We start from the raw sequence: 24630 nt of genomic DNA on the forward strand, positions 1-24630 counted from the left end.
GGCTTCCTCTTCGTTACGCGGGTGTACGGGTGGTCTCTTCGAAGGGGAGCCGGGCCGAAGCCGCACGGCAGTCCCCGAAGCTGTCGCGCAGTCGCGCGAGCAGCGTGCTGAGCTGGACGACCTCGTCGTCTGACCAGTCATGCAAGTAGTGGGTGAGCGTCTTGATCGACAGTTCATTCAGCTCATCGAGCTTGATCCTGCCCTGGGGCGTGAGGCTCAGGATGCGGGAGCGCTTGTCGGCGGGGTCGGGATCACGGCGGATCCACTCCTTCTCCGCGACATGGGCGACGTGCCGGCTGGTCACCGACATGTCGACGGCGAGCAGCTCCGCGAGCCTGCTCATCCGCATCGCGCCGTGCCGGTCGAGCAGGACGAGTACGGCGGCCGATCCACCCGGGCAGTCGTGCGGCAGGCCCCTTCCGAGGCCTCGCTTCACGGCACCGATGGCGCTGAGCTGTCGGGCCAGCTCCTCGTACTGACGCTGCGCGGCCACGGCACCTCCTATGTTGTTGCTTAGGGCAACCATAGAGACAGTTGGTTGCCGCAGGCAAACTAAAACTGGACCAACGCCCTAAAGAGTCGGTAAAGGTCTGGGGCTGCGCACGTAAAGTCAGTGGTCAGCGGGGGTTGGGCCGACCCCCGTTGGTTCGCTAGGGTCCTGCGCTATGGCACACAACCCCCAGGGCCCCCAGAACACCCCCGACCCCGCCGGCAGCACGCAGATGTTCCGCGCCTTCGTCGACGAGTCCCCGCAGGGCCGAGCACAGCAGCCGGCGGCGGCGCCCGCGGGCCCGCGCATCGGCCTGATCATCGGCGTCGTACTCGCCATCGTGGTGGTGGCGGGGGTGGCTTGGCTGGCGCTGAAGTAGACCTCCCGGCCGGGGCGCCCATCAGGTAAAGGCGCGCTACTTCCACTTCACGGAGACGTCCCGCGTCTCCACATGCATCCCCAGCGGCACCCGCCACGCGTCCACACATACGGGCCAGGTCTTCTTCACGGTCTTCCCCGCACCGATGGGTGCGGGCAGCTTGTGGGTGGAGTCGAGCGTCGCCCAGTCCACGCCGAGGGCGCCGATCACGTGCGTACCGAGGGTGACCGTGCCCGAGTCCACCGGCGACCCGCCGGTGTTCTTGAAGGAGACGGTCACTTTCTCGCACCAGCGGTCAGCCGCGGGCTTGCGCTGCGGTTCGCCGACGCTGAGCTTCGCGGGGCCGGTGGGGCCGGTGGGGCCGCTGGGCCTGGTGGACCCGGTGCCGGAGCCACCGCCGGGCGCGGAGGGAGTGCCGCTCGTACCGCCGCCCTCTGGGCTTCCCGTCGAGCTGCCGCCCGAACTTCCCTGCGTGCGGCCGGGCTTGGCGCCATCGGCCGAGGGGCCGCTGCTGTCCGGGGCCGCGGGGGAGTCCGAACCAGCCTTGCCGTTACCTGACTTGCCCGTGGATTCGCTGGAGCCGGGCTCCGACGGCCCGGAGCCGCCGCCCGCGCCCTTGGCGCCGTCGCCGCCGCCAGGCGCCTCGCTGCCGTCCAGCGGCACCAACTCCACGTCCCCGGTAGGGGCGACACCCTTGCCCGCGGCCCGCTCAGGCCCCGCGGCAGCCGGCCCCGTGGCCACATAGCCGTCGCCGTCCCCGCCGCCACAGGCGGCGAGCAGCCCGCCCAGGCACAGGGCAGCCGTAGACGCACCCAGTACGTTCCGCATGCCACGTCGCATCGCGCCAGTGTGGCTGACGGGTCGTCAATTAGGAACCCCGTCAGCAACTCCGGTCCCCCTGCGGCGCGTTGAGCCACAGGGGGCGCGACATCAGTCGGCGATGAGCCCTTCACGCAGCTGCGAGAGCGTCCGCGTGAGCAGGCGCGAGACGTGCATCTGCGAGATGCCGACCTCTTCGCCGATCTGCGACTGCGTCATGTTCGCGAAGAAGCGCAGCATGATGATGCGGCGCTCGCGCGGCGGCAGCTTGGCGAGCAGCGGCTTGAGCGACTCGCGGTACTCGACGCCTTCCAGGGCGCTGTCCTCGTACCCCAGACGGTCCGCGAGGGAGCCCTCGCCGCCGTCGTCCTCAAGGGCCGGGGAGTCGAGCGACGAGGCCGTGTACGCGTTCCCGACGGCCAGGCCGTCGACCACGTCCTCCTCGGAGACCCCGAGCGCCTTGGCGAGTTCGGGCACGGTCGGCGAGCGGTCCAGCTTCTGCGCCAGCTCGTCGCTCGTCTTCGTCAGCGCGAGCCGCAGTTCCTGAAGGCGGCGCGGCACGCGCACCGACCAACTGGTGTCGCGGAAGAAGCGCTTGATCTCGCCGACGACCGTCGGCATCGCGAACGTCGGGAATTCCACGCCCCGTTCGCAGTCGAAGCGGTCGATCGCCTTGATCAGGCCGATCGTGCCGACCTGGACGATGTCCTCCATCGGTTCGTTGCGGCTGCGGAAGCGGGCCGCCGCGTACCGGACGAGGGGGAGGTTGAGCTCGATCAGCGTGTCCCTCACGTAGACACGCTCGGGACTGTCCTTGTCGAGTGCGGCGAGCCGCAGGAACAGGGAGCGGGACAGGGTGCGGGTGTCGATGGCGCCGGAAGTCCCGGAAACTACTGGACTCACCAGCACGTCGGGCGCTGATTCGCTCTTCGTGAGCGTGAGCACCTTCGAGCTGCCCTGGTCTGCGGACATGCCACCCCCTTGAGGTCGCGGACGGTCACGGCGGACGCTCCCGTCGGAGGAACGCAGCCTCCACCTGAATACCGGACGTGGGGCTGCGGCAAACGCGGTTCCAGCAGAATGTCACATGTCGGCAACACGCTGTAGTTACTTGTCGACAAATAAGGGTGACATCGATGCAGGAAAGAGGGGGTCTGAGGCATTTCTGCTCGTGAGAACGTCGGGAACCGCCGTGAGAGCAGTCCACTCGTTACGGTTACGCCTCGATACGATTTGCGGATCGAAGTCGTGCAAAGCTTCTGGCCAGCAGTCTTGACACATGCATCTGAGAAACGCCCAATTCGGCGCTGATCTGTGATTGCGTCAGATTGCTGTAGTAGCGCAGAAGCAGGATGCGCTGTTCGCGCTCCGGCAGTTGGACGAGGAGATGGCGTACGAGATCGCGGTGCTCGACTCCGTCGAGCGCGGGGTCCTCATAGCCGAGCCGGTCGAGCAGACCGGGCAGCCCGTCGCCCTCCTGGGCCGCCTCCAACGACGTTGCGTGGTAGGAACGTCCGGCCTCGATACAGGCCAGGACCTCCTCCTCGGTGATGCGCAGGCGCTCGGCGATCTCCGCGGTCGTGGGCGAGCGCCCGTACGCCGTGGTGAGGTCCTCGGTCGCCCCGGTCACCTGCACCCACAGCTCGTGAAGACGGCGCGGCACATGGACCGTTCGTACGTTGTCGCGGAAGTACCGCTTGATCTCGCCGACCACGGTGGGCATCGCGAAGGTCGGGAACTGCACGCCCCGCTCGGGGTCGAAGCGGTCGATGGCGTTGATCAGGCCGATCGTGCCGACCTGGACGACGTCCTCCATCGGCTCGTTGCGGCTGCGGAAGCGGGCGGCGGCGTACCGCACCAGCGGCAGGTTGGCCTCGATGAGCGCACCGCGGACGCGGCCGTGCTCGGGGCTGCCCGGCTCAAGATCCTTGAGCTGGCCGAAGAGCACCTGCGTCAGGGCCCGGGTGTCGGCTCCCCTGCTGCTGGGGGCCCGCTCGGCGGGCAGGGCGCCCTGGGGGCCCGGCGCGGGCGCCGTGCTCGGCGCCGCGGGGCCGCTGCTCGCCTGCGGGGTCACGGGTGGTGCTTCGGGCGCAGTACTGGCCGGCACGGTCAACGCCACCCCTTCTCGGTCAAGCCCAGTCAAGTCCTGTCGAGCTCAGTCAAGATCAGCCGACCCTGGTCAACTCATCCGTCAAAAGCGGTCATAGCATCACAAGACATGTGCACTGTGTGCAAGCACCCGATAACTACGTGTTGAGGGGCAAGTTGGGCCGTACGACGCAGAAAAGCCCCTCACCGTTCCGGTGAGGGGCCCGCTTCGCGCAGGGCTGCTGAGCCGGTCGGCTCAGAACTCGTAGTCCGCGATCACCCACGTGGCGAACTCCCGCCACAGTGCGACACCCGCCTGGTGGGCGGGGTGCTCCAGGTAGCGCTTCAGCGCATCGGTGTCCTCGACCGCCGAGTTGATGGCGAAGTCGTACGCGATGGGCCGGTCGGTGATGTTCCAGGCGCACTCCCAGAACGAGAGCTCCGGGATCTGCCCGCCGAGCGCGCGGAAGGCCTCGACCCCCTCGACGACGCGCGGCTCGTCGCGCTCCACACCGTCGTTGAGCTTGAAGAGGACCAGATGGCGGATCATGCGCACTCCTGGGAAGGGCGGAGAGGGGCGATAAGGAGGGGGCGGCGGGACGAGCCGCTCAGTCCTTGCCTCCGTTGGCGACCCACGTCATGAAGTCACCGATGCTCCGAGCGGCGTCCGAAACCGCCTCGAAGCCTATCTGGACGTAGTCGGCGGCCTTGGCCGGGTCAGTGATGATCACGTAGAGCATGAAGACGACGACCGCGAAGAGCCCGATCTTTTTCCACTGCACGGCCATGCTCCCGGCCTCCCCTTACCTGCTGCGCCCTGTGACCCCTGTGACGGGCGAGAGTCTAACCCGGCACGTCCTCACGAGGTCTTTAAGGACCAACGGCCCGGCAGCAGAGGCCCTTTGCCGGGCCGCTCCAGGTGGCGCGGGGCGCAGGATTGGTCATGTGCCCCAGCGGATCTGGCAGGAATCCGCGGGCAAGGGACTGGCCCCACTGCGGGGCCGCGCGCCGTCTGTTTCCCCCGAATGACGGCGCCGGTCAGAGGGTTCCAGTCCTCACCGGGGGAAGCGGCTTGTCCCCCCGATGCCGCTTCCCCCGTCCAATGCGGGACGGAGCCCCGGCGCTTTCACGGCGCCGGGGCTCCGCCGCGTGCGCGGGCCTTGTGGGTGCCGGGGAAACGACGAAGGCCCCGTCCTCGCGGACGGGGCCTTCGTATCAAGAGCGGTAGCGGTGGGATTTGAACCCACGGTGAGTTTCCCCACACTCGCTTTCGAGGCGAGCTCCTTCGGCCGCTCGGACACGCTACCGAGAGGAACTCTAGCCCAAAGTGCCCCGTGGTCAGAAATCCGTTTGGCCGAAGGCTGCCCGCGGGGGCCGGCAGCCGCGTCAGCGCCCCCGGAAGAAGCGGGTGAGGAGCCCCGCCGCCTCCTGCGCGAGGACGCCCTCGATCACCTCGGGACGGTGGTTGAGCCTTCTGTCGCGTACGACGTCCCAGACCGAGCCCGCGGCTCCGGCCTTCTCGTCACGCGCTCCGTAGACGACCCGGTCGACCCGGGACTGGACGAGCGCGCCCGCGCACATCGCGCAGGGCTCCAGGGTCACCACCAGCGTGCAGCCGGTCAGCCGCCACTCGCCGAGCGCGGCGGCGGCCCGGCGGAGGGCGAGCACCTCCGCGTGCGCGGTCGGGTCACCGGTCGCCTCGCGTTCGTTGTGGCCCGCCGCGAGCACCGTCGTGCCGTCCGGGGACAGCACGACGGCGCCGACGGGCACATCGCCGCCCTGGACGGCCAGTTCGGCCTCGGCCAGGGCGAGCCGCATGGCGGCCCGCCAGCGGTCGCGTACGGGATCGGCTTCCCGGTCGGGGCCGGGCGGGGGGCGGGAGGCGTTCCGGTCGGTCACACCCGGAACCTAGCGGACGGTCTCGAGCACCTCCGCCGCCCCGAGGATCTCGGCGATGTCGCTGAGCGCGTCACCGGGCTCCAGGCCGAGCAGCTCCTTCTCGGGCACGCCGAGGTCGCTCAGGAGCTCCGGGTCGCCGAGGGGGCCCGCGGGCACCGCGTCGCCCGCGGCGTCCCCCGTGTCGTCGTCGGCGGTGGAATCGGGGGCGGCGTCGTCGGAATCGGCGGGTTCGCCGTCCTCCGTGCCGTCCAGGTCGAGGGCGTCCAGATCGACGCCCGGGTCATCGGTGCCCGGCTCGCGGCCGAGCATCTCGTCGGTGAGCAGGATCTCGCCGTACGAACTCCGGGCGGCCGCGGCCGCGTCCGAGACGTAGATACGAGGGTCCTCCTCACCGTCGACGCGGACGACGCCGAACCAGGCGTCCTCCTGTTCGATGAAGACGAGGACGGTGTCGTCCTCAGCGCTGCCGGCCGTGGCCTCGCGGGCCAGGTCGGTCAGATCCGACAGGGTCTCCACATCGTCGAGCTCCGTGTCGCTCGCTTCCCACCCGTCTTCGGTGCGCGCGAGCAGTGCGGCGAAGTACACCGTGACTCTCCCACTGGTCATAGACAGTGCCGGTTGACGGTTCGGGTGTCCCCCCGGCGAGTTCGGGGAGCGGGGGAGTTGCTGTTCCAAGCCCCGCCCACTCGGAATCGTGGCAGAAACCACGGCCCAAGGAGAGGTCTTCCGCCCGCTGTGTCCGCGTCGCGTTTCCCGGACGGCTCTCTGTTGCCTGCGTGAGAGGTGGCAGCTACCAGCGGAACGTGCGCATACGCATCTGCTGACGCATCCGTGCCGCCCGGGCGCGGCGCGGCTTCACACGGTCGCGGAGCTCGATGGCCTCGGCCCGTTCGTTCAGGAACTGGGCGCGGCGCCGTCGGCGCTCGGCTTCGGTCTCGCGGTCCGGCTCTCGGCCGCCGGGCTCTCTGTCCGGCATGGGCAACACCACCCCAGGTCGTACGTCCACTTTCCCCCGTACGGCGGGTTTGATGCCAGCGCGGGGTGTTCCCGGGGCGCGGGGGGCGCGGTGCGGCCGTCCGTCGCGGGAGAGTCCGGGCGGTCCCGGGAGCGGTCGGGGGCCCGGGGCGCGGTTACTGTTGACGGCATGCGGATCCACGTCGTCGACCACCCGCTGGTGGCGCACAAACTCACCACGCTGCGCGACAAGCGCACCGACTCCCCTACCTTCCGGCGCCTCGCCGACGAGCTGGTCACCCTGCTCGCGTACGAGGCCACCCGGGACGTGCGCACCGAGCAGGTCGACATCGAGACCCCGGTCACCCCGACGACCGGCGTCAAGCTGTCCTACCCGCGCCCCCTGGTCGTACCGATCCTGCGCGCCGGGCTCGGCATGCTGGACGGCATGGTGCGCCTCCTGCCGACCGCCGAGGTGGGCTTCCTCGGGATGATCCGCGACGAGGAGACGCTCCAGGCGTCCACGTACGCGACGCGCATGCCGGAGGACCTCTCCGGGCGCCAGGTGTACGTCCTCGACCCGATGCTGGCCACCGGCGGCACGCTCGTCGCGGCCATCCAGGAGCTGATCAAGCGCGGCGCGGACGACGTCACCGCCGTGGTGCTGCTCGCCGCCCCCGAGGGCGTCGAGGTCATGGAGCGCGAGCTCGCGGGGACGCCGGTGACGGTCGTGACGGCTTCGGTCGACGAGCGCCTGAACGAGAACGGCTACATCGTGCCGGGTCTCGGCGACGCGGGTGACCGGATGTACGGCACCGCGGAGTAGCGCTCAGCGGTTGTCCAGCGTTGGTTCAGCGCTGGTTCAGCGCTGGTTCAGCAGTCCTTCTGGCCGTTTGACGGCGAGGGCGTCGGCTTGGGTGTGGCGAGTACCGCCAGAGCCTTGTCGGCGTCCTTTTTCTTTGCCAGATCCTTGAACTTCGCGCCCAGGATGAGGTCCACCTCGTCGCCCTTGCGGGCGTCCGTGCGGCTCTCGGCGCCCGCGAGCTGCGTGCCGAGCACCGGCAGCGCGCTGTCCGTGGCGGACTTGGCGCCGAGCAGTATCCCGGCGCCCTTGACCTTCTTGTCGTACTCCTTGGGCGCGTTGTCCACCTTGCCGACGGCGAAGCCGCGCTTCTTCAGCTCGGCCGCCACGTCCTTGGCGAGACCGCCGCGGGGCGTCGCGTTGAAGACGTTGACCTTGATCTGGCCGGGCTTCGGCAGCGCCTTGGGCGCGGTCGGTTCGGCCGAGGGGGCGGGCCGCTTGGCCGCGCAGCCGCTGCGCGAGCTCGCCGCCGTGGCCTTGCTGCCGCCCGTGAAGACGTCGATGAGCTGCAGTGTTCCCCAGCCGATCAGGCCGACCGCCACGACGGACGCGACCACCGCGAGCACGATCCTGCGGCGGCCGCGGTTTCGGCGCATACGCGGGTATTTGGACCCCGTGATGCGGTACTTGCCGCCCATGCCGGGGGGAGTGAGCATGCTCATGGGCGCAGCGTAGTGCGACGACGCCGTGATGCCTACTAAATGATCATTGACTTGGGCTCAGTCCAACCCGAAAGGGCCAATGGGGGTGTGCGTCAGCCCATCTCGAGGACGCGGGCGTGCAGCACCTGGCGCTGCTGGAGCGCGGCGCGGACCGCGCGGTGCAGTCCGTCTTCCAGGTAGAGGTCGCCCTGCCACTTCACCACGTGCGCGAACAGGTCGCCGTAGAACGTCGAGTCCTCCGCGAGGAGCGTCTCTAGGTCCAGCTGGCCCTTGGTCGTCACGAGCTGATCGAGGCGGACCGGGCGCGGCGCGACGTCCGCCCACTGCCGGGTGCTTTCCCGGCCGTGGTCGGGGTACGGCCGGCCGTTTCCGATGCGCTTGAAGATCACACGGAAAGCCTACCGGGCAAGGCTCTCCGGGCGCAGCCATGGAGACGGAGTGCGACTCTGGGAAATGACGCCGGAAATCGGGGCATATCGGGAACACTCAAGCCGGGAGCAGGGCCAGAAGTGAGCGACAGCCAGCCGATGCCGTCCACGACGGGGGCCGTGAACCCCTCTAACGAGTCTTCGCCGGTCGCGGGGGTGACGAGCGGAGCAGTGGATTCCGGTATGGGTTCCGGTATGGATTCCGGGATGGGTTCCGGTGGGGGTGCGAAGTCGCCTCAGGAGCTGCCTCCGGAAGCGGCGGAGATCCTCGCCGGGTACGCCTTCACCGGGCCCGCGCTGGATCTCGGCGCGCTCCTGTGGGACGGGCGGTGTCTGCCCGGCGCCCAGATCCGTATTCCGCTGGCCATGCTGAACCGGCACGGGCTCGTCGCGGGCGCGACCGGCACCGGAAAGACGAAAACCCTCCAGCTCATCGCCGAGCAACTGGCCGCGCAGGGCGTGCCGGTGTTCCTCGCCGACGTCAAGGGGGACGTCTCGGGGATCTCGCTTCCCGGGGAGAGCGGCGAGAAGGTCGCCGAGCGGGCGCGGGAGGTCGGGCAGACGTGGCAGGCGACGGGCTTCCCCAGCGAGTTCTACGCGCTGGGCGGGATCGGCACCGGGATTCCGGTTCGGGCCACGGTCACGAGCTTCGGGCCCGTGCTGCTGTCGAAGGTGCTCCAGCTGAACCAGACCCAGGAGCAGTCGCTCGGCCTGATCTTCCACTACGCCGATCAAAAAGGGCTTGAACTGGTCGATCTGAAGGACCTGCGGGCCGTGGTGACGTTCCTGACGTCGGACGAGGGCAAGCCCGAACTCAAGGGGATCGGCGGTCTCTCCACGGTCACCGCGGGCGTCATCCTGCGGGCGCTCACCGCCTTCGAGGCGCAGGGCATGGGCGACTTCTTCGGGGAGCCGGAGTTCGACACGGCTGAGTTCCTGCGGGCGGCGCCGGACGGGCGGGGCCTGGTGTCGGTGCTCGAACTGCCCGCCGTGCAGGACAAGCCGCAGCTCTTCTCGACGTTCCTGATGTGGCTCCTCGCGGATCTCTACAACGACCTGCCCGAGGTGGGCGACGTGGAGAAGCCGAAGCTGGTCTTCTTCTTCGACGAGGCGCATCTGCTCTTCAACGGGGCGTCGAAGGCGTTCCTGGAGGCGATCACCCAGACCGTGCGGCTCATCCGGTCGAAGGGGGTCGGCGTCTTCTTCGTGACGCAGACGCCGAAGGACGTACCCGGCGATGTGCTGGCCCAGCTGGGCAACCGCGTCCAGCACGCGCTGCGGGCGTTCACGCCGGACGACGAGAAGGCGCTGAAGGCGACGGTCCGGACGTTCCCGCATTCGGCGTACGACCTCGCGGAGACGCTGACCGCGATCGGCACGGGCGAGGCGGTGATCACCGTACTGAGCGAGAAGGGCGCGCCCACGCCGGTGGCGGTGACGCGGTTGCGGGCGCCGGAGTCGTTGATGGGGCCGGTGGAGGCGGGGGCGCTGGAGGGGGCGGTAAAGGGGTCCTTCTTGTACGGGCGGTATGCGGAGGCGGTGGATCGGGAGTCGGCGTACGAGAAGTTGACTGCGGCGGCGGCGGCTGCGGAGGCGGAGAAACCGGCGGCGACGAAGGGTTCCGGCTCTGGTTCCGGCTCCGGCTCTGGCTCTGGTTCCGTCGTGGACCAGGTGGTGGGCAGCGGGATCTTCAAGTCCCTTGCGCGGTCCTTGGGGACGCAGCTCGGGCGGGAGATTTCGCGGTCGGTGTTCGGAACGGCTCGGCGCAGACGCTGAGGCCTGGCGGGGCGCCCTGCGTCGGCGTCTGCGCCGGTGGGTGGGTGGGGCTCAGCAGCCGTTCGGCTCGGGCGGCTCCTCCTGCTTGCCCTCTTCCTCGGTCTGCGAGGGGGCGGGGCTGGGGCTGGGATCGGGGGCGGTGCGTACGGCTTCGGCGCGGAGGAGGGCGTGCAGGGCCGCGTACGGGTCGATGGGCATGGGTGTCTTCCTCGGTTCGCTGCTGCTGTGGGGGTGGGGTGCGGTCTGCCCGGGTGGGCGGGCCTGTCAGCAGCGGAGGACGACGGTGCGTGGGGCGGGGAGGTGGCTGCGGCTGCCCGGGGTGGGGGCTGGGCGGCTTCGTCGGGGCCTGCGGGGGCGCACGGCTGGGGCGGCGACGGCTGCGGGGCGTCTGGTGGGTACGCGGAGCGTGCTGTCGGCGGTGTCCTGATGGGCCTCGCCACTGGGCTCGGTGGAGACGGCCGCGGGGGGTGGGGCGGGGGTGGCTTCGGTGGGGCCTGCGGGGGCGAGGACGGTGCCGAGCAGCGCCAACAGAATGAGAGCAGCCCGAAGCCACGCGGGTCGGGTCGACGCGACGCGGCTGCTCACGAGGGGTGATGTCCCCCGGCGGGAGCCTGTAGGTGTTGCCGGGGGCTGAGATCCGCCCTCTTGGGCTACGGATGGTGGGGCGGTTGACGGGGGGCGGTCCTTGCGGCTGAGTGCGGGCCGGGGCGGGGCCGCTCCCACCCACCCCTTGGTGCCGCAGGGCAATCGGGTGGGTGGGTGGGGAAGGTTTGTTCGTGCAGGTGGCTGCGGGGTGTGCCGGGTTACTTGGGGGCTGTTTTTGCTGCGGCCTTTAGCTGTTGTTTGTGGGTGCGGACCCTTTGGAGGGACTCCGGGCCCGTGATGTCCGCTACCGAGCGGTACGCGTCCCGTTCGCCGTAGGGGCCCGCCGCCTCGCGCCAGCCTGTGGGGCGTACGCCCAGTTGTTTGCCGAGCAGGGCCAGGAAGATCTGGGACTTCTGCTTGCCGAAGCCGGGGAGGTCGTTCAGGCGCTTCAGGAGGTCCTTGCCGGACGCGGCGCTCTCCCACAGGGCGGTGGGGTCACCCTCGTAGTGCTCCACCAGGTACGCGCAGAGCTGCTGGATCCGCTTGGCCATCGACCCGGGATAGCGATGCACCGCGGGCTTCGTGGAGAGGAGCGCCGCGAACTCGTCGGGGTCGTACGCCGCGATCTCGTGCGCATCGAGATCGTCCGCGTTCAACCGCCGCGCGATCGTCCGCGGCCCCGCGAACGCCCACTCCATCGGAACCTGCTGATCGAGCAGCATCCCGACGAGCGCGGCCAGCGGACTGCGGCCGAGGAGCTCATCGGCTTCGGGATCCTGGGCCAGGTGCAGGGTGACGTCGTCCATGGAGTCGATCATCCCGCGCGGGGCAGCGCTTCGCACGGCGCCCAGAAATCCGCGTGCGTTCGCCGACGCGCCCTCGCTACCCTCGCCGTATGTCTACGCCCCGCATCTCCTAGCCAGGACACACGCCTCCACGTCACCCGTGTGTCCATTCGCTACTGCGGAGCGTTACCTCATGATCACCGCCCGACGCATCGACGTCCGCGGCGGCGCCCGGCTTCTGCTCGCCGGCGCCTCCTTCCACATCGCCCCAGGCGACCGCATCGGCCTCGTGGGCCGTAACGGCGCGGGCAAGACCACCCTGCTCAAGACCCTCGCGGGGCAGCTCGCCCCGGCCGCGGGCAGCCTCACCCGCACCGGCTCCCTCGGCTACCTGGCCCAGGACCCCGCCGCCGCCGACCCCCACGCCACCGTCACGGCCCGCATCCTCTCCGCCCGCGGCCTCGACCTGGCCGCGCAGGCCCTGCGTACCGCCGAGAGCGCGATGGCCGCCGCCACGAGCGCCCAGGAGCAGCGGCGGGCCATGGCCGCCTACACCCGCGCGGACGACGCGTTCCAGGCGCGCGGCGGGTACGCCGCCGAGGCGGAGGCCGCTCGCGTGGCCGCCGGGCTCGGGCTGCCCGAGCACACGATGGCCGCGCCCGTGGGCCACCTCTCCGGCGGCCAGCGCCGCCGCGTCGAGCTCGCCAGGATCCTCTTCTCGCGCCACGACACCCTGCTGCTCGACGAGCCGACCAACCATCTGGACGCCGATTCGGTGGAGTGGCTGCGGGGATATCTCGGGTCCTACGGGGGCGGGCTCGTGCTGATCAGCCATGACACCGCGCTGCTCGCCGACGTCGTCAACCGGGTGTTCGTCGTCGACCCGGGCCGCGCCGCCGTCGACGTACACAACACCGGCTGGCACACCTACCTCGCCCAGCGCGCGGCGGCCGAGCGGCGGCGCGGCCGCGAGCGGGCCAACGCGGAGCGCAAGGCCGCCTCGCTGCGCGTGCAGGCGCAGAAGATGCGCGCGCACGTCGCCACCGCCACCGCCGCGAAGAACATGACCCGTCGCGCCGACCGGATGCTCGCCGACACCGAGCCCGTGCGCAGGAGCGAGCGGGTCGCGCGGATCCGGCTGCCGGAGCCCGCGCCGTGCGGGCGCACGCCGCTGGGCGCGGTCAGCCTGGTGAAGGCGTACGGAGGGCGTGAGGTGCTCGGCGGGGTCGATCTGGCCGTCGACCGGGGCAGTCGGCTCGTCGTCCTCGGGTTCAACGGAGCCGGGAAGACCACGCTGCTGCGAATTCTGGCCGGGGCCGAACTCCCGGACAGCGGGCGGGTGGTGCACGGCCACGGCGCCCGGCTCGGCTATTTCGCGCAGGAGCACGACACCCTCGACGGGACGATGACGGTGCGGGAGAACCTCGCCGCCGTCGCGCCCGGCCTCACGGACGGCGAGGTGCGGGGCGTCCTGGGTTCGTTCCTGTTCCGCGGGGACGACGCCGACAAGCCCGCGGCGGTGCTCTCCGGCGGCGAGAAGACCCGGCTCGCGCTCGCGGGCCTCGTGCACTCGGGGGCGAACGTACTGCTCCTCGACGAGCCGACCAACAACCTCGACCCGGCCTCGCGCGACGAGGTGCTCGGCGCGGTGGGGACGTATCCGGGCGCGGTGGTGATGGTGACGCACGACGAAGGGGCCATCGACGCGCTGCGGCCCGACCGCGTGCTGCTCCTGCCGGACGGGACCGAGGACCTCTGGAGCCCGGACTACCGGGAACTCGTCGCGCTCGCCTAGCCGCAGGGGTCGTACGGATGCGTGCGGACGGCCCGCCGCCGGGCATCCCCGGAGGCGGGCCGTCGCCGGCACGGCTACTGGATCTCGACCGGGCCGTCGCCCTTGCCGCCGTCCGCCCGGCCGCGGTCCGCGGGCGCGCCCAAGTACCGCTTGATGTCGACCTGTTCACGATCGCCCTGCGGCCTCGCGGCGGGCGTACCGAGGTTGTTGCGCACCGAGTCCAGGATCGTCAGGCCCTGGCCGACGAGTCCGGCCGCGATCTCGCCGAGCCCGTCCGCGCCGTTCAGTACGTTCACGTTGGCGCCGGAGAGGCCGGTCGCCGCCTCCTTCACGATCAGCGGCAACTGGTCGATCAGCATCCGGTCGAGCGCAACACGGTCGTACGAAGCCGCCGCCTCCGCCTGGATCTTCATCCGCTCGGCCTCGGCGAGCGCAAGGACCCGGATGCGCTCGGCGTCCGCCTCCGCGGGCTTGACCACCTCGGCGACCAGCTCCTGCTGGCGCAACTGGGCGGCGCGCTCGGCCAGTTCGGTGCGCGCGTCGAGCACCTCCTGCTGGGCGTGCGCCTCCGCGAGGGGCCCCGCCTGGGCCGCCTTGGCCTGGGCGCGCTCGACCTCGGCGGAGTACTGGGCCTTCACGATCGCGGTCTGGCGCGCGTACTCGGCCTGGTTGCGCGCGGCCTCCTGCTCGGCCTCGGCCGAGGCCTGGGTGGCCTTGGCCTGGGCGATCTGGGCCTGGCGCTGGATGGCGGCCTTGTGCGGGGCGGACATGGCGTCGATGTAGCCCGTGTCGCCGTCGTCGATCGATTGGATCTGCAGCGAGTCCACGTGCAGGCCGATCTTCGCCATCTCGGACTTCGAGGTGTCCAGGACCTCCGTGGCGAGCTTCTGGCGCTCGGTGACGATCTCCTCGACGGTCATCGAGCCGATGATGGAACGCAGGTGGCCGGCGAAGATGCGGCCGGTCAGGACGGACATCTGGTCCTGGTCGGAGAGGAAGCGCTGGCCCGCGTTGACGATGCTCTCCTTGTCGTTGCCGACCTTGAAGGCGATCACCGCCCGCACCTTCAGGGCGATGCCCTGCCGGGTCACGCAGTGCTCCACGACCTCCGCCTCGCACATGGACAGGGTCAGGAAGCGGGTCTTGCGGAAGATGGGCAGCACGAACTTGCCGTGCCCCGTCACCACCCGGAACGGGGCGCCGCCGAGGCCTCGTCTGCCGCCGGAGATCAGCATTGCCTCATCCGGGGCGGGCACGCGGTAACCGAACATCGATCGACTCCTCAACCGGCGCCGCCGGCGCCGCCGCCGGTCAGCGCGTCCAACGGGTCAGCCCACTTGATGACATCGACCTGACGGGTGCCCCGCGAATGGATCACGAGCACGGCCGCGCCGTACGGCAGCGGCTCGTCGGACCAGGCGAGGAACGTCTCGGAACCCCCTCGGATCCGTACCAGGACCTCTCCGGGCCCCGCGGATCCGCGCGTACCGATGACGAGTTCACCGATACAGCCGATCACAGCCTCATCCGGCGCCACTGGCGGCCGCCTCCCCCATGTCATGCAGGCTCTGTCTGCATCCTGACCTTAGCGTCAAGGGCACGGGAAGAGACTTTTCGTGCGGGGGCCGATGCGGGACATTCGGGTGGGGCGGCCACGCTTTCCCGTGCTTGCATACGGTGATGAGCCAAGCCCCGGTCCCATCCCCGGTCCCATCCCCGGCCCCATCCCCGGCCCCATCTCCGGCCACGCACGTCCGTCCCCGCCGCACCGCCGACCTGCCCGCCTGCGTGGAGGCCCTCGCCCAGGTGCACGTCGCCGACGGCTACCCCACCAACTGGCCCGCCCGGCCCGCCGACTGGCTGGCCGGGGGCTCGGTCGTCGGAGCCTGGGTGGCCGAGCTCGAAGGCCGCGTCGCCGGGCACGTCGCGCTCTGCCGCAGCGCGGCGGACGACGTGGCGCCCGCCCTGTGGAGCGGGCGTACGGGCGTGGCGGGCGAAGGGATCGCCGTCGTCAGCCGGTTGTTCGTCGCGCCCGGGGCCCGTGGGCATGGGCTCGGGGCGATGCTGCTGGAGCGGGTCGTGGCCGAGGCCCGGGAGCTGGGGCTGTTCCCCGTCCTGGACGTCGTCACGTCCGACACCTCGGCGACCGCGCTTTACGAACGCACGGGCTGGCGGTTTCTCGGCACGGGCGAGCAGCGCTGGAGCCCTGAGCAGACGGTCACCGTGCGGTGTTACGCAGCTCCGGAAGCTGCCGCAGGAGCAGGAGCAGGAGCAGGAGCAGGAGTTGGAGTTGGAGTCGGCCCGGACGGCGAAGCCTCGCCGAGCTGATCCACCGCCTCCCGCAGCGCGTCCAACAGGCCGCGCACCGCCGGGTGCTCCGGTGCGGGGCCCCGCACCGCCGCGTAGATCGACCGGACCGGCACCGGGCGGTGGACCTCGCGGACCACCACTCCGGGGTGGGGCGCGTCCAGGCCGAGCTGGGGGACCAGGCTGACGCCGAGGCCCGCGGCGACGAAGCCCTGCGCCGTGGCGTAGTCCCCGCTCTCCACCACGAAGTCCGGGCTGAAGCCTGCCGCGCCGCACGCGTCGATGATGGGATCGAGGCAGGGGCCGGGCGACTCGCTCGCGACCCACGGCTCGTCGGCCAGGTCCGTCATGTCGAGCAGCCGCTTCGCGGCGAGCGGATGCCCCGCGGGGAGCACCGCGTGATAGCGGTCGTCCAGGAGATGCTCGAACCGGACGCCGTCCACGCCCAGTTGGCCCTGCGGCCTCACCACCAGCGCGAGATCCGCCTGCCGGTCCCGCACCTGAGGCATCGGGTCGTCGGGATCCGACAGCTTCAACTCGACCTGTACGCCCGGCTGCGCCCGGCGAAGGGCGGCCAGGGCCGGGGCGACGAGCGCCGCGCCCGCCGTGGTGAAGTACCGCATCGATACCCGGCCCGTCCGCCCCGCCCGCAGCTCGGCGAGCGCGGTCTCCGCCTCGGCGATCTGGTTGCCGATCGTGACCGCGTACTCCGTGAGCAGCCGCCCGGCGTCCGTCGGCCGCACCCCGCGGCCGGTGCGCTCCAGGAGTGCGATGCCCGCCTCCTTCTCCAGGGCGGCCATCTGCTGGCTCACCGCCGAGGGCGTGTACCCGAGGTTGCGTGCGGCGGCGGTCACGGAGCCGCTGGTGACCACCGCTCGGAGGACTTGCATGCGCCGCGTATCAAGCATGCAGCGCAGCTTAATGGTGTCCGACAATTCTTACGTTCAACTAATGGGGGATGTGCGCGAGTGGTGGATAAAGTCAGTCAGCCGTCACCCAGTGACGACGTACGACGTGACGACGTGACGACGCGACGACGTGACGTAAGGAGCGGAAGATGTCCTACCCGGAGCCGCGCTATCTCGGCGAAGAGGGCGAGGTCAACGCGGTGTTCAGGCCTGCCGGCCAGGAGCCCGACCTGGTCCGCCCCGGCGGAAACCGTACGCACTACCTCGCCACGCACGCCTCCACCGGCGGCGAATTCGGCCTCTACAGAGTGGATATGGGCCCGAAGTCGCCGGGACCCAAGACCCACTTCCACAAGGCGATCTCGGAGTCCTTCTTCGTCCTGTCCGGCGAGGTCGACCTCTATGACGGCGACCGCTGGATCACCGGCGGCCCCGGCGACTTCCTCTACGTCCCGGTCGGCGGTCTGCACGCCTTCAAGAACGACGGCGACGACCCCGCCTCCATGCTCCTGCTCTTCTCGCCGGGCGCCCCGCGCGAGGAGTACTTCGAGCAGGTGGCGGAGATGGCCCAGAAGGGCGGCAAGGAGTTCGGCGAGTTCCTCGTCGAGCACGACAGCTTCTTCGTCGAGCAGTGAGGACGCAGGCCACCCGGTGAGGATCTCTCTGCTCGGCCCGGTCAGGGCCACCGCCACCGCCACCGCCACCGCCACCGACGCGACGCCGGTCGACGTGGGCGGCGTACGGCTGCGCATGCTGCTCGCCAGACTCGCGCTCGAAGGAGGGCGTCCGGTCTCCGTCGACGCGCTCGTCGACGGCCTGTGGGGCGAACAGCCGCCCGCGGACGCGGGCAACGCCCTGCAAGCGCTGGTGTCCCGGCTGCGCAAAGCCCTGCGCGGGACAGGCACGGTGGACTCGGTCGCGGGCGGCTACCGGATCGCGGTGGACGCCGACGCCGTGGACACGTACCGCTTCGAGGAGCTGGCGGGGCAGGGCAGGCGCGAACTGGCCGCGGGACGGGCGGACGAGGCCGCTTCGACGCTCGGCGACGCGCTCGCGCTGTGGCGGGGAGCCGCCCTCGCGGACGTCCTCGACGCCCCCTTCGCGCGCCCGGCCGCCGCCCGCCTGGACGACCTGTGGGCCGCCGCCACGGAGGACCGCTTCGACGCCGAGCTGCGCCTTGGCCGGTACGCCGACGTCCTCGCCGACCTCGAAGCGGCGGGCGCCGAGCGCCCGTTGAGCGAGCGCATAGCCGCCCTGCGGATGCGCGCGCTGTCCGCCGCGGGCCGCATGGCCGACGCCCTCGCCGTGTACGAGGAGATGCGGGGCAGGCTCGACGACGAACTCGGAGTGGATCCCTCGGCCGCGTTGAAGGAGGTCCACCTTGCCGTGTTGCGCGGCGAGTTGGAGCAGCCGGAGGCCCGCCCCGAGAGCGCGCCCACGCCGAACCGCCTCCCCGCCAGGCTCACCAGCTTCGTCGGCCGTGACGAGGAGCTCGACCGGCTCGACGCGCTGCTGACCGCCTCCCGTCTCGTCACGCTCGTGGGCCCCGGCGGCGCGGGCAAGACCAGGCTGTCGCTCGAAGCCGTGACCCGGCACCGGGCGTACCGGCGCGGCCGGGTGTGGTTCGTGCCGCTGGCCGGTGTGGGCACCCCGGACCAGCTGGCCGACGCCGTGCACGCCGCCCTCAGCGCGGGGCTCCCCGCGAGTGGCGCGCGGGGCGACCGCGTGACCGAGGTGCTCGATGTCGGCGAGGCCGTCCTCGTACTGGACAACTGCGAGCACTTGGTCGACGCGGCGGCGGACCTCGCGTACGAACTGCTCGACAGGCTGCCCCACTTGAGGATCCTGGCCACCAGCAGGGAACCCCTCGCCATCACCGGCGAGGCGCTCTGCCACATCGGCCCGCTCGGCGTGCCCGAGGGGACCCCGGAACTCGCGGAGGCGGCGGGCTCGGCGGCGGTGCGCCTGTTCGTCGACCGGGCCCACGGAGTGCGGCCCGGCTTCGTGCTCGACGAGTCCACCCTGGACGCCGTCGTGGAGATCTGCCGCCGGCTCGACGGACTCCCGCTCGCCCTGGAGCTGGCCGCGGCGAAGCTGCGCTCGATGGGCGTCGGCCAGATCGCGCGCCGCCTGGACGACCGGTTCCGCCTGCTCACCTCGGGCAGCAGGACCGCGCTGCCGCGCCAGCGCACGCTGCTCGCGGTGGTCGAGTGGAGCTGGGACCTCCTCGACGAGCCCGAGCGGATCCTCACCCGCAGGCTGTCGATGTTCCCCGGCGGGGCGACCGTCGCCGCCCTGGAGGCGGTCTGCTCGGACGAGACGCTCCCGGCCGAGGACGTGGTGTACGTGCTTGGCGCCCTGGTGGAGAAGTCGCTCGTCGAGATGGCCGGCGGGCCCGACGGCCGCGAAGACCTCGACGAGCTCGACGGGGAGCAGCGCTACCGGATGTCGGAGACCGTGCGCGCCTTCGCAGCCGGGCGTCTCGCCGAAGCCGAGGCCCGTGGCGGTGGCGGTGGCGGTGACTGTGGCGGTGGTAGTGGCGGTGGCGGCGCTCGGACCGTGGAGCGCTTCTCCTCGTACTACCTGGCCCTCGCCGAGGAGCACGAACCCGCCCTGCGCACCGGCGACCAGCTCCGTTCGCTCGCGCTCTTCGACGCCGAGCACGACAATCTGGTCTCCGCGCTGCGGGCGGCCGTCGAGGCCGGGGACGCGGTGGTCGCGTCCCGGTTCGTGCGGGCGCTGTTCTGGTACTGGGGCATCAGGGGGATGAGCACCCAGTTCGAGACGTTCCTCGCCGAGGTCCTCACCTTCGGCGAAGCCCTGCCGGGACCGGCGCGGGCCGCCTTCCGCGTGGTGCGGCTGATGGCGGGCACACCGGGGGCCACGGCGGGCGACGACACACCCGTACGCACGCTGATCGAGGACTGCGAGCGGGCGGACGCCGGGGAGTTCCACCCGGCGCTGCTGCTGTGGATCCCGTTGCTCGCGTTCTTCACCGGCAACACCGACCTCGGGGAGAGCGGGCTGAGGCGGGCGGCCGAGCGCCCGGAGCCCTGGGTGCGGGCGTGCGCGCACTGGGCGCGGGACTTCGTGCTCACCGGCCGCGGTGAACAGCGGGCAGGGGCCGCATCCCGCCGGGCCGCGCTGCACGGCTTCGAGGAGGTGGGCGACCGCTGGGGGCTTGGCCTCGCGCTTCTCGCCGTCGGCGGCGATCACTCCCTGCGCGGCGAGCACGCGGAGGCGATCGCCGCGTATACGCGAGCCGTCACCGCCGGGACCGAACTCGGCGCGGAGGACGACCTGTTCAACAGCCGGGCGAGGCTCGCGGCAGAGCGGCTGCGCGGCGGCGACCGGGAGGGCGCCCTGCGGGACATCCGGGCGGCGCAGCGGCAGGCCAAGGAGCGTGGCTACCGGCGGATGGAGGCCGAGATGCTGTTCGGCCTCGCCGATCTGCACCGCAGGTCGGGGGAGCCGGACGAGGCCGGCCTGGTCCTCGACCGCCTGGACGCCGCCGCCGACCGCCTGACCCTCCCCGAAGCCATGGCCCGCGACCTGATCGCGGGCGCCCGCATGGCCAACCGGCTCGCGCGGGGCGACGCGGCGGGGGCGCGGGAACTCCTGCCGAGGGCGGTGGGCGGCGCGTTCGCCCGGGGCGAGGTCGCCGACATCGCGCAGGCCGCCGAACTCCTGGCCCGGCTGCGCCTGTTGGAGGACGACGCTGCCGGGGCGGCCACGGCGCTGGGGACGAGCGAGGCCGTGCGCGGGGTGTTCGACGCGGGGGATCCGCAGCTGCGGGAGCTGGTCGCCGAGCTGGTGGAGCGGCTCGGCGAAGCGGCGTACGAGGAGGCGTACGGCAAGGGCGCAGGCTTGCCGAGGGCGGACGCGCTGAACCGGCTGACCGAGGCGGCGGGTCAGCCGGTGGCGTAGTGAGAACGGTGGAGCCGTGAACTGTGAGCGGGAGGGGTCGCGAGGCCGGGCTCAGGCGGCGCTCTTGCGGTACGCCCGCATCGCGAGGGGGGCGAACACCGCGACCACGGCGGCCATCCAGCCCAGGCTGCCGAGCAGCGGCCCCGCGACCTCGCCGCCGCCCAGGAGGCCGCGCATGGTGTCGGCCATCAGGCTGACGGGGTTCACGTCCGACCAGACCTGGAGCCAGCCCGGCATGGTGCGGTCCGGCACGAAGACGTTGCTGGCGAAGGTGAGCGGCAGGACCAGGACCGTCATCAGGCCCTGCACCGAGCCGGGCGTCTTGACCAGCATCCCGATGTACACCGAAAGCCAGGAGAAGCTGACCGCGAAGCCGACGAGCATCACGAGCGCGGCCAGCGCCGCCGCCGGGTCGGTGTCCGTCCGGTAGCCCATGACCAGGGCCAGCGCCAGCAGCGTACCGAGGCAGACCACGTACCGGACGACGTCGGCGAGCACCGCGCCGATCAGCGGGGCGGAGCGGGCGATCGGCATGCTGCGGAACCGGTCGAAGATGCCGGTGCTCGCGTCGGCGTTGAGCGAGACGCCGATGCCGATGCTGGCCTGGAAGACGGTCATCACCATGATGCCGGGCGTGATCATCTGGAGGTAGGCGTCGGTGTCGCCGCCCGCGATGGCGCCACCGAAGAGGTAGACGAACATCAACAGGAACACGATCGGCGTCAGGACGACGTCGACGAGCCGTGCGGGCGACTTGATGAACTTGGTGATGCCGCGCCCGGCGAGGGCGAGGCTGTGCCGGGCGGCCTTGGCCGGGCCGATGCGGAGCGGCGCGACGGCCGGCTGCGGCTGCGACTGCGGGGTGCTCGTGATGGTGACGGTGCTCATGACGGGGTCCTCTCGGAAGGGCGCTGGGGGTGGGCGAGCTTGGGGTGGCGGCGCGGGGACGCAGACCTAGGCGGCTTTGGCCGCGGTCTTGCCGGTCAGCGCCAGGAAGACCTCGTCCAGGCTGGGCAGCCGCAGCCCCAGCTCGTCGGCGGTGATCCCGGCCCCGTCGAGGCGTCGTACGAGGGCGGACATCAGCATCGGGTCGTCGACCGGCACGGTGAGCAGGCCGTTGTCCGCGTCCCGCTGGGGCGCTGCCCCGGTGAGCTCGGCGAGGATGCCGTGCACGGTCTCCAGATCGCGGGCGAGGGTCGGCCGCACCTGAAGCGTCTGGCCGCCGACCCTGCGCTTGAGCTCGGCGGGCCGCCCTTCCGCGACGACGCGGCCACGGTCGAACACCGTGATGGAGTCGGCCAGTTGGTCGGCCTCCTCCAGGTACTGCGTGGTGAGCAGCACGGTGGCGCCGTCCGCGACGAGCCGCCGCACGACCGCCCAGACCTCCTTGCGGGCGTGCGGGTCGAGCCCGGTGGTCGGCTCGTCCAGGTACAGGACCTGCGGCCGTCCGACGAGGCTCGCCGCGAGGTCGAGGCGGCGCCGCATCCCTCCGGAGAAGGTGCTGATCGGCCGCTGGGCGGCCTCGGTCAGCTCGAAGCGCTCAAGGAGTTCGACGGCCCGCGCCTTGGCGTCCCGCCGCGACAGATCGAGCAACCGCCCCAGGAGTACGAGGTTCTCGGCGCCGGACAGTTCCTCGTCCACGGAGGCGTACTGACCGGTGAGCCCGATCAGGCTCCGCACCCGCACCTGGTCCCTGACCACGTCGTGGCCCCCGACGGTGGCGTGCCCCGCGTCGGGCCGCAGCAGCGTCGACAGGATCCGTACGGTGGTGGTCTTCCCGGCGCCGTTCGGCCCGAGCACCCCGATGACCTTGCCGGCCGGGACCTCCAGGTCGACGCCGTCCAGCGCGGTGAAGTCCCCGTACTTCTTGACCAGTCCCTCGGCCTTGATGGCGTACGACATCGTGTCCTCCCCAGTCCCGTTCCGGCCGTTCGGGCCGTTGAGGCCCTCGCCGTTCTCGATGGACATGACGATGCCGACCGCCGCTGACAGCGCGCGGACCGCGCGCTGACAGGGACGGCCGGAGGCTGTCAGGAGGTGTCAGGGGACAGGAGGTGTCAGGGGAGGGGGCTCAGCCGTCGTGTCCGGTGGCCAGGGCGTTGCGCCGGAAGTCGGACCAGACCGGCGACGAGCAGGCACGGCAGTCGGCGCCGAAGTACTCGCCGCGTGCCTCCTGGTCGCCCATCAGGAAGTAGCGGAACCAGGCGGTGATCGGACCCCGGAACCCGCCGCCGTCACCGGCGGGGGTCAGATGCGTGGCTCCGGCCAACTCCCCGTAGACCGCCGGGACCTGATCGGCGGCCTCGAACCGGGGGATCACCAGGAGCTCGGGGACCACCACCAGATCGCGTTCGCCGCCCAGGATGAGCAGGGGGCCCTTGAGGCCGCCGACCCTGCCCAGGGGGCCCGGCTCGATGGGCACGGTGACGTCGACGCGCGGGTCGGCACCGGCGTTGATCGCTCCGCCGCCGCCCTGCGAATGGCCCGCCGCACCGACCTTCTCCAGGTCGACCTTGCCGTAGTAGGGGCTCTTGGGGTCGGCGTCGGCCTTCTTCAGCACGTCCAGGCCGCCGAGCATGGCGGTGCCGGTCCCCGACTGCGTGGTGTTCGCGGCGACCACGATGAACCCGTGGGACGCGAGGTGCTTGAGGAGACCGTCGTAGACGACCGGGGTCACGAACGTGCCGTTGCCCCAGATGATCACCGGGTGCTTGGTGCAGCCTCCGCTGCCGAGTTCGGTGGGGCGCAGGATGGTGTGGCCGAGCCCGGCGCGCTCCTTGGTCACGGCGAAGGGCCCGTCGTCGGCCCACCGGCCGCCGGCCGAGGGACAGCCGTCGGCCGCGCGGGCTGCCGCTGCCGCTGCCGGTCCGGTGTCTGCGTGTGCGAGTCCCTGACCTGAGAGCGCGGCCGACAGCGCGAGCGAGGCGGCCAGCAAGGTGGCGTACCGCCGAACCCCGCGCATCCCGTACAGGTTGCGAACTCCGCGCATACGGCGATCTCCGGGCATACGACTCTCCTCCTGTCCTGCGGCGCGGGCCGTCACGGGCGCGCCGCGGCTTGGGCGACGGCCGTCCCGAAGGCGGCCATTCCGCGGGCGTTGGGGTGCAGCGGGGCGGCGACGCTGGTGGGCACCAGGCCTTCGATGTAGCGCTCGGCGGGCTTGGCGCAGGTGTCGTGTCCGGCGCTGACGGCCGCGGTGTCGACGTAGGTGGCGTGGTGGGTCCGGCTCTGGTCGGCGAGCACGCCGTTGAGCTGGTTCACGCGCGCCTGGAGGTAGTTGGCGTCCTTGTCCCAGAGGGGCTGGGTGGGCCAGCAGCCGTCCTTGCGTACGTAGGTGGCGTAACCCGCGACGATGACGCGGGCTTCGGGGGCGCGCCGGTGCACCTCGTCCAGGGCCCGGCCGAAGGTGGCGCCCCAGGCGTCGATGGCCTTCGCGGTGGGATCGCCCTCGGCGGCGGCCGTGTCGGCACAGGAGATGCCCGCGGGCTTCGGCAGGAGGTTGACGCAGCCGAGCGCCTTGGTGACGAGGCTGACGTCGTTGCCGCCGATGGTGAGGGTCACCAGGTCGGTGCTGGGCTTGAGGGCGTCGTACTGCGGTGCCAGCAGCCCGAACTGGCGGCCGGAGAAGTCGCCCGCCTTCGCACCGGAGCAGCTGACGTCCGTGAGCCGCGCGCCCAACTCCTTCGCGACGACGGCCGGATAGTTCCGGTCGGAGCGCAGACAGGACCACTGGCTCTGGCCCGGGATGAGGGGGCCCGCGGCGAACGAGTCGCCCATGGCGACGTACTCCAGCGGCTCCGCCGAAGAAGACGAGGACTCCGATGACGCCGCCGACACAGCACCGGCCGGAGCCGTCGCGAGGACGCAGGCGGACAGGGCGGCGGCCATGACCGCGGTCGTACGGGCGCGTGTGGGGCGCACGGACTCTCCTGAGTGGGGTGTACCGGGGGTAACGGACGCCCTTAT

Annotated in this window: 27 protein-coding genes and 1 tRNA gene; 7 read left to right on the forward strand and 21 right to left on the reverse strand. The window is 71.4% G+C overall.

Annotation, left to right across the window (positions count from 1 at the left end):
- Positions 1-13: 13 nt before the first annotated feature.
- A complete protein-coding gene (locus ACFUPX_RS30690; RefSeq protein ID WP_383329896.1) occupies positions 14-493 on the reverse strand; it encodes a MarR family winged helix-turn-helix transcriptional regulator in 480 nt (159 codons plus the stop codon).
- Positions 494-665: 172 nt separating this feature from the next.
- On the opposite strand from ACFUPX_RS30690, the gene ACFUPX_RS30695 reads away from it, so the two are divergent.
- Positions 666-869 (forward strand): hypothetical protein, encoded by a 204-nt coding sequence (locus ACFUPX_RS30695; protein ID WP_249589006.1) that lies wholly within the window; start codon positions 666-668, stop codon positions 867-869.
- A gap of 36 nt (positions 870-905) precedes the next feature.
- On the opposite strand, the gene ACFUPX_RS30700 is transcribed toward ACFUPX_RS30695, so the two are convergent.
- From ACFUPX_RS30700 to ACFUPX_RS30740, 9 genes are all read right to left on the reverse strand, one after another.
- Positions 906-1709 carry a hypothetical protein gene (locus ACFUPX_RS30700; protein WP_383329900.1) on the reverse strand — a complete coding sequence of 268 codons (804 nt, stop codon included), beginning with the start codon at positions 1707-1709 and terminating at the stop codon, positions 906-908.
- Between the two features lie 90 nt (positions 1710-1799).
- On the reverse strand, positions 1800-2660 hold the full coding sequence (locus tag ACFUPX_RS30705) for an RNA polymerase sigma factor SigF (RefSeq protein WP_383329903.1): 861 nt from the start codon (positions 2658-2660) through the stop codon (positions 1800-1802).
- A gap of 244 nt (positions 2661-2904) precedes the next feature.
- On the reverse strand, positions 2905-3795 hold the full coding sequence (locus ACFUPX_RS30710) for an RNA polymerase sigma factor SigF (RefSeq protein ID WP_383329906.1): 891 nt from the start codon (positions 3793-3795) through the stop codon (positions 2905-2907).
- A gap of 237 nt (positions 3796-4032) precedes the next feature.
- Entirely contained in the window at positions 4033-4326 is a 294-nt protein-coding gene (locus tag ACFUPX_RS30715) for a Dabb family protein (RefSeq protein WP_383329909.1), read from the reverse strand.
- 58 nt (positions 4327-4384) lie between these two features.
- A complete protein-coding gene (locus tag ACFUPX_RS30720) occupies positions 4385-4564 on the reverse strand; it encodes a hypothetical protein (RefSeq protein ID WP_383329912.1) in 180 nt (59 codons plus the stop codon).
- A gap of 434 nt (positions 4565-4998) precedes the next feature.
- Positions 4999-5083 (reverse strand) — tRNA-Ser (locus ACFUPX_RS30725).
- Positions 5084-5162: 79 nt separating this feature from the next.
- Positions 5163-5594, reverse strand: a complete 432-nt coding sequence (tadA, locus tag ACFUPX_RS30730; RefSeq protein ID WP_383329996.1) for a tRNA adenosine(34) deaminase TadA — start codon at positions 5592-5594, stop codon at positions 5163-5165.
- Between the two features lie 90 nt (positions 5595-5684).
- A complete protein-coding gene (locus tag ACFUPX_RS30735; protein WP_383329999.1) occupies positions 5685-6260 on the reverse strand; it encodes a hypothetical protein in 576 nt (191 codons plus the stop codon).
- Positions 6261-6465: 205 nt separating this feature from the next.
- Entirely contained in the window at positions 6466-6651 is a 186-nt protein-coding gene (locus ACFUPX_RS30740; protein WP_383329915.1) for a hypothetical protein, read from the reverse strand.
- 168 nt (positions 6652-6819) lie between these two features.
- Here ACFUPX_RS30740 and upp point away from each other — a divergent pair, with 168 nt between their 5' ends.
- Positions 6820-7455 carry a uracil phosphoribosyltransferase gene (upp, locus tag ACFUPX_RS30745; RefSeq protein WP_135331553.1) on the forward strand — a complete coding sequence of 212 codons (636 nt, stop codon included), beginning with the start codon at positions 6820-6822 and terminating at the stop codon, positions 7453-7455.
- Positions 7456-7502: 47 nt separating this feature from the next.
- Here the strand turns inward: upp and ACFUPX_RS30750 are convergent, their stop codons facing one another.
- Positions 7503-8153, reverse strand: a complete 651-nt coding sequence (locus ACFUPX_RS30750) for a LytR C-terminal domain-containing protein (RefSeq protein ID WP_383329918.1) — start codon at positions 8151-8153, stop codon at positions 7503-7505.
- A 92-nt stretch (positions 8154-8245) separates the two neighbouring features.
- Entirely contained in the window at positions 8246-8542 is a 297-nt protein-coding gene (locus ACFUPX_RS30755; protein WP_014155093.1) for a type II toxin-antitoxin system VapB family antitoxin, read from the reverse strand.
- 246 nt (positions 8543-8788) lie between these two features.
- Here ACFUPX_RS30755 and ACFUPX_RS30760 point away from each other — a divergent pair, with 246 nt between their 5' ends.
- Complete coding sequence (locus ACFUPX_RS30760) at positions 8789-10357, forward strand: helicase HerA-like domain-containing protein (RefSeq protein ID WP_383329923.1); 1569 nt, start codon at positions 8789-8791, stop codon at positions 10355-10357.
- Between the two features lie 51 nt (positions 10358-10408).
- On the opposite strand, the gene ACFUPX_RS30765 is transcribed toward ACFUPX_RS30760, so the two are convergent.
- Positions 10409-10555 carry a hypothetical protein gene (locus ACFUPX_RS30765; protein WP_383329926.1) on the reverse strand — a complete coding sequence of 49 codons (147 nt, stop codon included), beginning with the start codon at positions 10553-10555 and terminating at the stop codon, positions 10409-10411.
- 605 nt (positions 10556-11160) lie between these two features.
- Positions 11161-11748 carry an HhH-GPD-type base excision DNA repair protein gene (locus ACFUPX_RS30770; RefSeq protein WP_383329929.1) on the reverse strand — a complete coding sequence of 196 codons (588 nt, stop codon included), beginning with the start codon at positions 11746-11748 and terminating at the stop codon, positions 11161-11163.
- A 172-nt stretch (positions 11749-11920) separates the two neighbouring features.
- On the opposite strand from ACFUPX_RS30770, the gene ACFUPX_RS30775 reads away from it, so the two are divergent.
- Positions 11921-13522 carry an ABC-F family ATP-binding cassette domain-containing protein gene (locus ACFUPX_RS30775; RefSeq protein ID WP_383329932.1) on the forward strand — a complete coding sequence of 534 codons (1602 nt, stop codon included), beginning with the start codon at positions 11921-11923 and terminating at the stop codon, positions 13520-13522.
- Between the two features lie 74 nt (positions 13523-13596).
- Here the strand turns inward: ACFUPX_RS30775 and ACFUPX_RS30780 are convergent, their stop codons facing one another.
- Positions 13597-14793: a flotillin family protein gene (locus ACFUPX_RS30780; RefSeq protein WP_383329935.1), complete on the reverse strand. Its 1197-nt coding sequence runs from the start codon at positions 14791-14793 to the stop codon at positions 13597-13599.
- 11 nt (positions 14794-14804) lie between these two features.
- Positions 14805-15059 (reverse strand): hypothetical protein, encoded by a 255-nt coding sequence (locus tag ACFUPX_RS30785; RefSeq protein ID WP_383329938.1) that lies wholly within the window; start codon positions 15057-15059, stop codon positions 14805-14807.
- Positions 15060-15310: 251 nt separating this feature from the next.
- Here ACFUPX_RS30785 and ACFUPX_RS30790 point away from each other — a divergent pair, with 251 nt between their 5' ends.
- Positions 15311-15850: a GNAT family N-acetyltransferase gene (locus ACFUPX_RS30790; RefSeq protein WP_383329941.1), complete on the forward strand. Its 540-nt coding sequence runs from the start codon at positions 15311-15313 to the stop codon at positions 15848-15850.
- Here the strand turns inward: ACFUPX_RS30790 and ACFUPX_RS30795 are convergent.
- Positions 15754-16737 carry a LysR family transcriptional regulator gene (locus ACFUPX_RS30795; RefSeq protein WP_383329944.1) on the reverse strand — a complete coding sequence of 328 codons (984 nt, stop codon included), beginning with the start codon at positions 16735-16737 and terminating at the stop codon, positions 15754-15756. The genes ACFUPX_RS30790 and ACFUPX_RS30795 overlap by 97 nt on opposite strands.
- A 149-nt stretch (positions 16738-16886) precedes the next feature.
- Here ACFUPX_RS30795 and ACFUPX_RS30800 point away from each other — a divergent pair, with 149 nt between their 5' ends.
- Positions 16887-17372 (forward strand): cupin domain-containing protein, encoded by a 486-nt coding sequence (locus tag ACFUPX_RS30800; RefSeq protein ID WP_383329947.1) that lies wholly within the window; start codon positions 16887-16889, stop codon positions 17370-17372.
- A gap of 16 nt (positions 17373-17388) precedes the next feature.
- Positions 17389-20664, forward strand: coding sequence for a BTAD domain-containing putative transcriptional regulator (locus ACFUPX_RS30805; RefSeq protein WP_383329949.1), 3276 nt, complete (start codon positions 17389-17391; stop codon positions 20662-20664).
- A 51-nt stretch (positions 20665-20715) separates the two neighbouring features.
- Here ACFUPX_RS30805 and ACFUPX_RS30810 read toward each other — a convergent pair whose 3' ends face one another.
- From ACFUPX_RS30810 to ACFUPX_RS30825, 4 genes are all read right to left on the reverse strand, one after another.
- Positions 20716-21552 carry an ABC transporter permease gene (locus ACFUPX_RS30810; RefSeq protein WP_383329952.1) on the reverse strand — a complete coding sequence of 279 codons (837 nt, stop codon included), beginning with the start codon at positions 21550-21552 and terminating at the stop codon, positions 20716-20718.
- 66 nt (positions 21553-21618) lie between these two features.
- On the reverse strand, positions 21619-22566 hold the full coding sequence (locus tag ACFUPX_RS30815; protein WP_383330002.1) for an ATP-binding cassette domain-containing protein: 948 nt from the start codon (positions 22564-22566) through the stop codon (positions 21619-21621).
- Between the two features lie 169 nt (positions 22567-22735).
- The gene (locus tag ACFUPX_RS30820; RefSeq protein WP_383329953.1) at positions 22736-23671 is read right to left on the reverse strand and encodes an acetylxylan esterase; all 936 of its coding nucleotides are present in this window, start codon (positions 23669-23671) and stop codon (positions 22736-22738) included.
- Positions 23672-23703: 32 nt separating this feature from the next.
- Positions 23704-24585: an SGNH/GDSL hydrolase family protein gene (locus tag ACFUPX_RS30825; RefSeq protein ID WP_383329956.1), complete on the reverse strand. Its 882-nt coding sequence runs from the start codon at positions 24583-24585 to the stop codon at positions 23704-23706.
- Positions 24586-24630 lie beyond the last annotated feature (45 nt).

This window comes from Streptomyces sp. NPDC057302 (assembly GCF_042667685.1).
Taxonomy (GTDB): Bacteria; Actinomycetota; Actinomycetes; order Streptomycetales; family Streptomycetaceae; genus Streptomyces.

What these genes read in the sequence shown, in the direction of transcription:
- ACFUPX_RS30810 (WP_383329952.1), bottom strand. Translation starts at nt 21,552, where the DNA reads ATGAGCACCGTCACCATCACGAGCACCCCGCAGTCGCAGCCGCAGCCG.
- tadA (WP_383329996.1), bottom strand. Translation starts at nt 5,594, where the DNA reads ATGCGGCTCGCCCTGGCCGAGGCCGAACTGGCCGTCCAGGGCGGCGAT.
- ACFUPX_RS30695 (WP_249589006.1), top strand. Translation starts at nt 666, where the DNA reads ATGGCACACAACCCCCAGGGCCCCCAGAACACCCCCGACCCCGCCGGC.
- ACFUPX_RS30770 (WP_383329929.1), bottom strand. Translation starts at nt 11,748, where the DNA reads ATGGACGACGTCACCCTGCACCTGGCCCAGGATCCCGAAGCCGATGAG.
- ACFUPX_RS30780 (WP_383329935.1), bottom strand. Translation starts at nt 14,793, where the DNA reads ATGTTCGGTTACCGCGTGCCCGCCCCGGATGAGGCAATGCTGATCTCC.
- ACFUPX_RS30795 (WP_383329944.1), bottom strand. Translation starts at nt 16,737, where the DNA reads ATGCTTGATACGCGGCGCATGCAAGTCCTCCGAGCGGTGGTCACCAGC.
- upp (WP_135331553.1), top strand. Translation starts at nt 6,820, where the DNA reads ATGCGGATCCACGTCGTCGACCACCCGCTGGTGGCGCACAAACTCACC.
- ACFUPX_RS30815 (WP_383330002.1), bottom strand. Translation starts at nt 22,566, where the DNA reads ATGTCGTACGCCATCAAGGCCGAGGGACTGGTCAAGAAGTACGGGGAC.
- ACFUPX_RS30705 (WP_383329903.1), bottom strand. Translation starts at nt 2,660, where the DNA reads ATGTCCGCAGACCAGGGCAGCTCGAAGGTGCTCACGCTCACGAAGAGC.
- ACFUPX_RS30775 (WP_383329932.1), top strand. Translation starts at nt 11,921, where the DNA reads ATGATCACCGCCCGACGCATCGACGTCCGCGGCGGCGCCCGGCTTCTG.
- ACFUPX_RS30715 (WP_383329909.1), bottom strand. Translation starts at nt 4,326, where the DNA reads ATGATCCGCCATCTGGTCCTCTTCAAGCTCAACGACGGTGTGGAGCGC.
- ACFUPX_RS30750 (WP_383329918.1), bottom strand. Translation starts at nt 8,153, where the DNA reads ATGAGCATGCTCACTCCCCCCGGCATGGGCGGCAAGTACCGCATCACG.
- ACFUPX_RS30800 (WP_383329947.1), top strand. Translation starts at nt 16,887, where the DNA reads ATGTCCTACCCGGAGCCGCGCTATCTCGGCGAAGAGGGCGAGGTCAAC.
- ACFUPX_RS30820 (WP_383329953.1), bottom strand. Translation starts at nt 23,671, where the DNA reads ATGCCCGGAGATCGCCGTATGCGCGGAGTTCGCAACCTGTACGGGATG.
- ACFUPX_RS30740 (WP_383329915.1), bottom strand. Translation starts at nt 6,651, where the DNA reads ATGCCGGACAGAGAGCCCGGCGGCCGAGAGCCGGACCGCGAGACCGAA.
- ACFUPX_RS30765 (WP_383329926.1), bottom strand. Translation starts at nt 10,555, where the DNA reads ATGCCCATCGACCCGTACGCGGCCCTGCACGCCCTCCTCCGCGCCGAA.
- ACFUPX_RS30700 (WP_383329900.1), bottom strand. Translation starts at nt 1,709, where the DNA reads ATGCGACGTGGCATGCGGAACGTACTGGGTGCGTCTACGGCTGCCCTG.
- ACFUPX_RS30760 (WP_383329923.1), top strand. Translation starts at nt 8,789, where the DNA reads ATGGGTTCCGGTGGGGGTGCGAAGTCGCCTCAGGAGCTGCCTCCGGAA.
- ACFUPX_RS30720 (WP_383329912.1), bottom strand. Translation starts at nt 4,564, where the DNA reads ATGGCCGTGCAGTGGAAAAAGATCGGGCTCTTCGCGGTCGTCGTCTTC.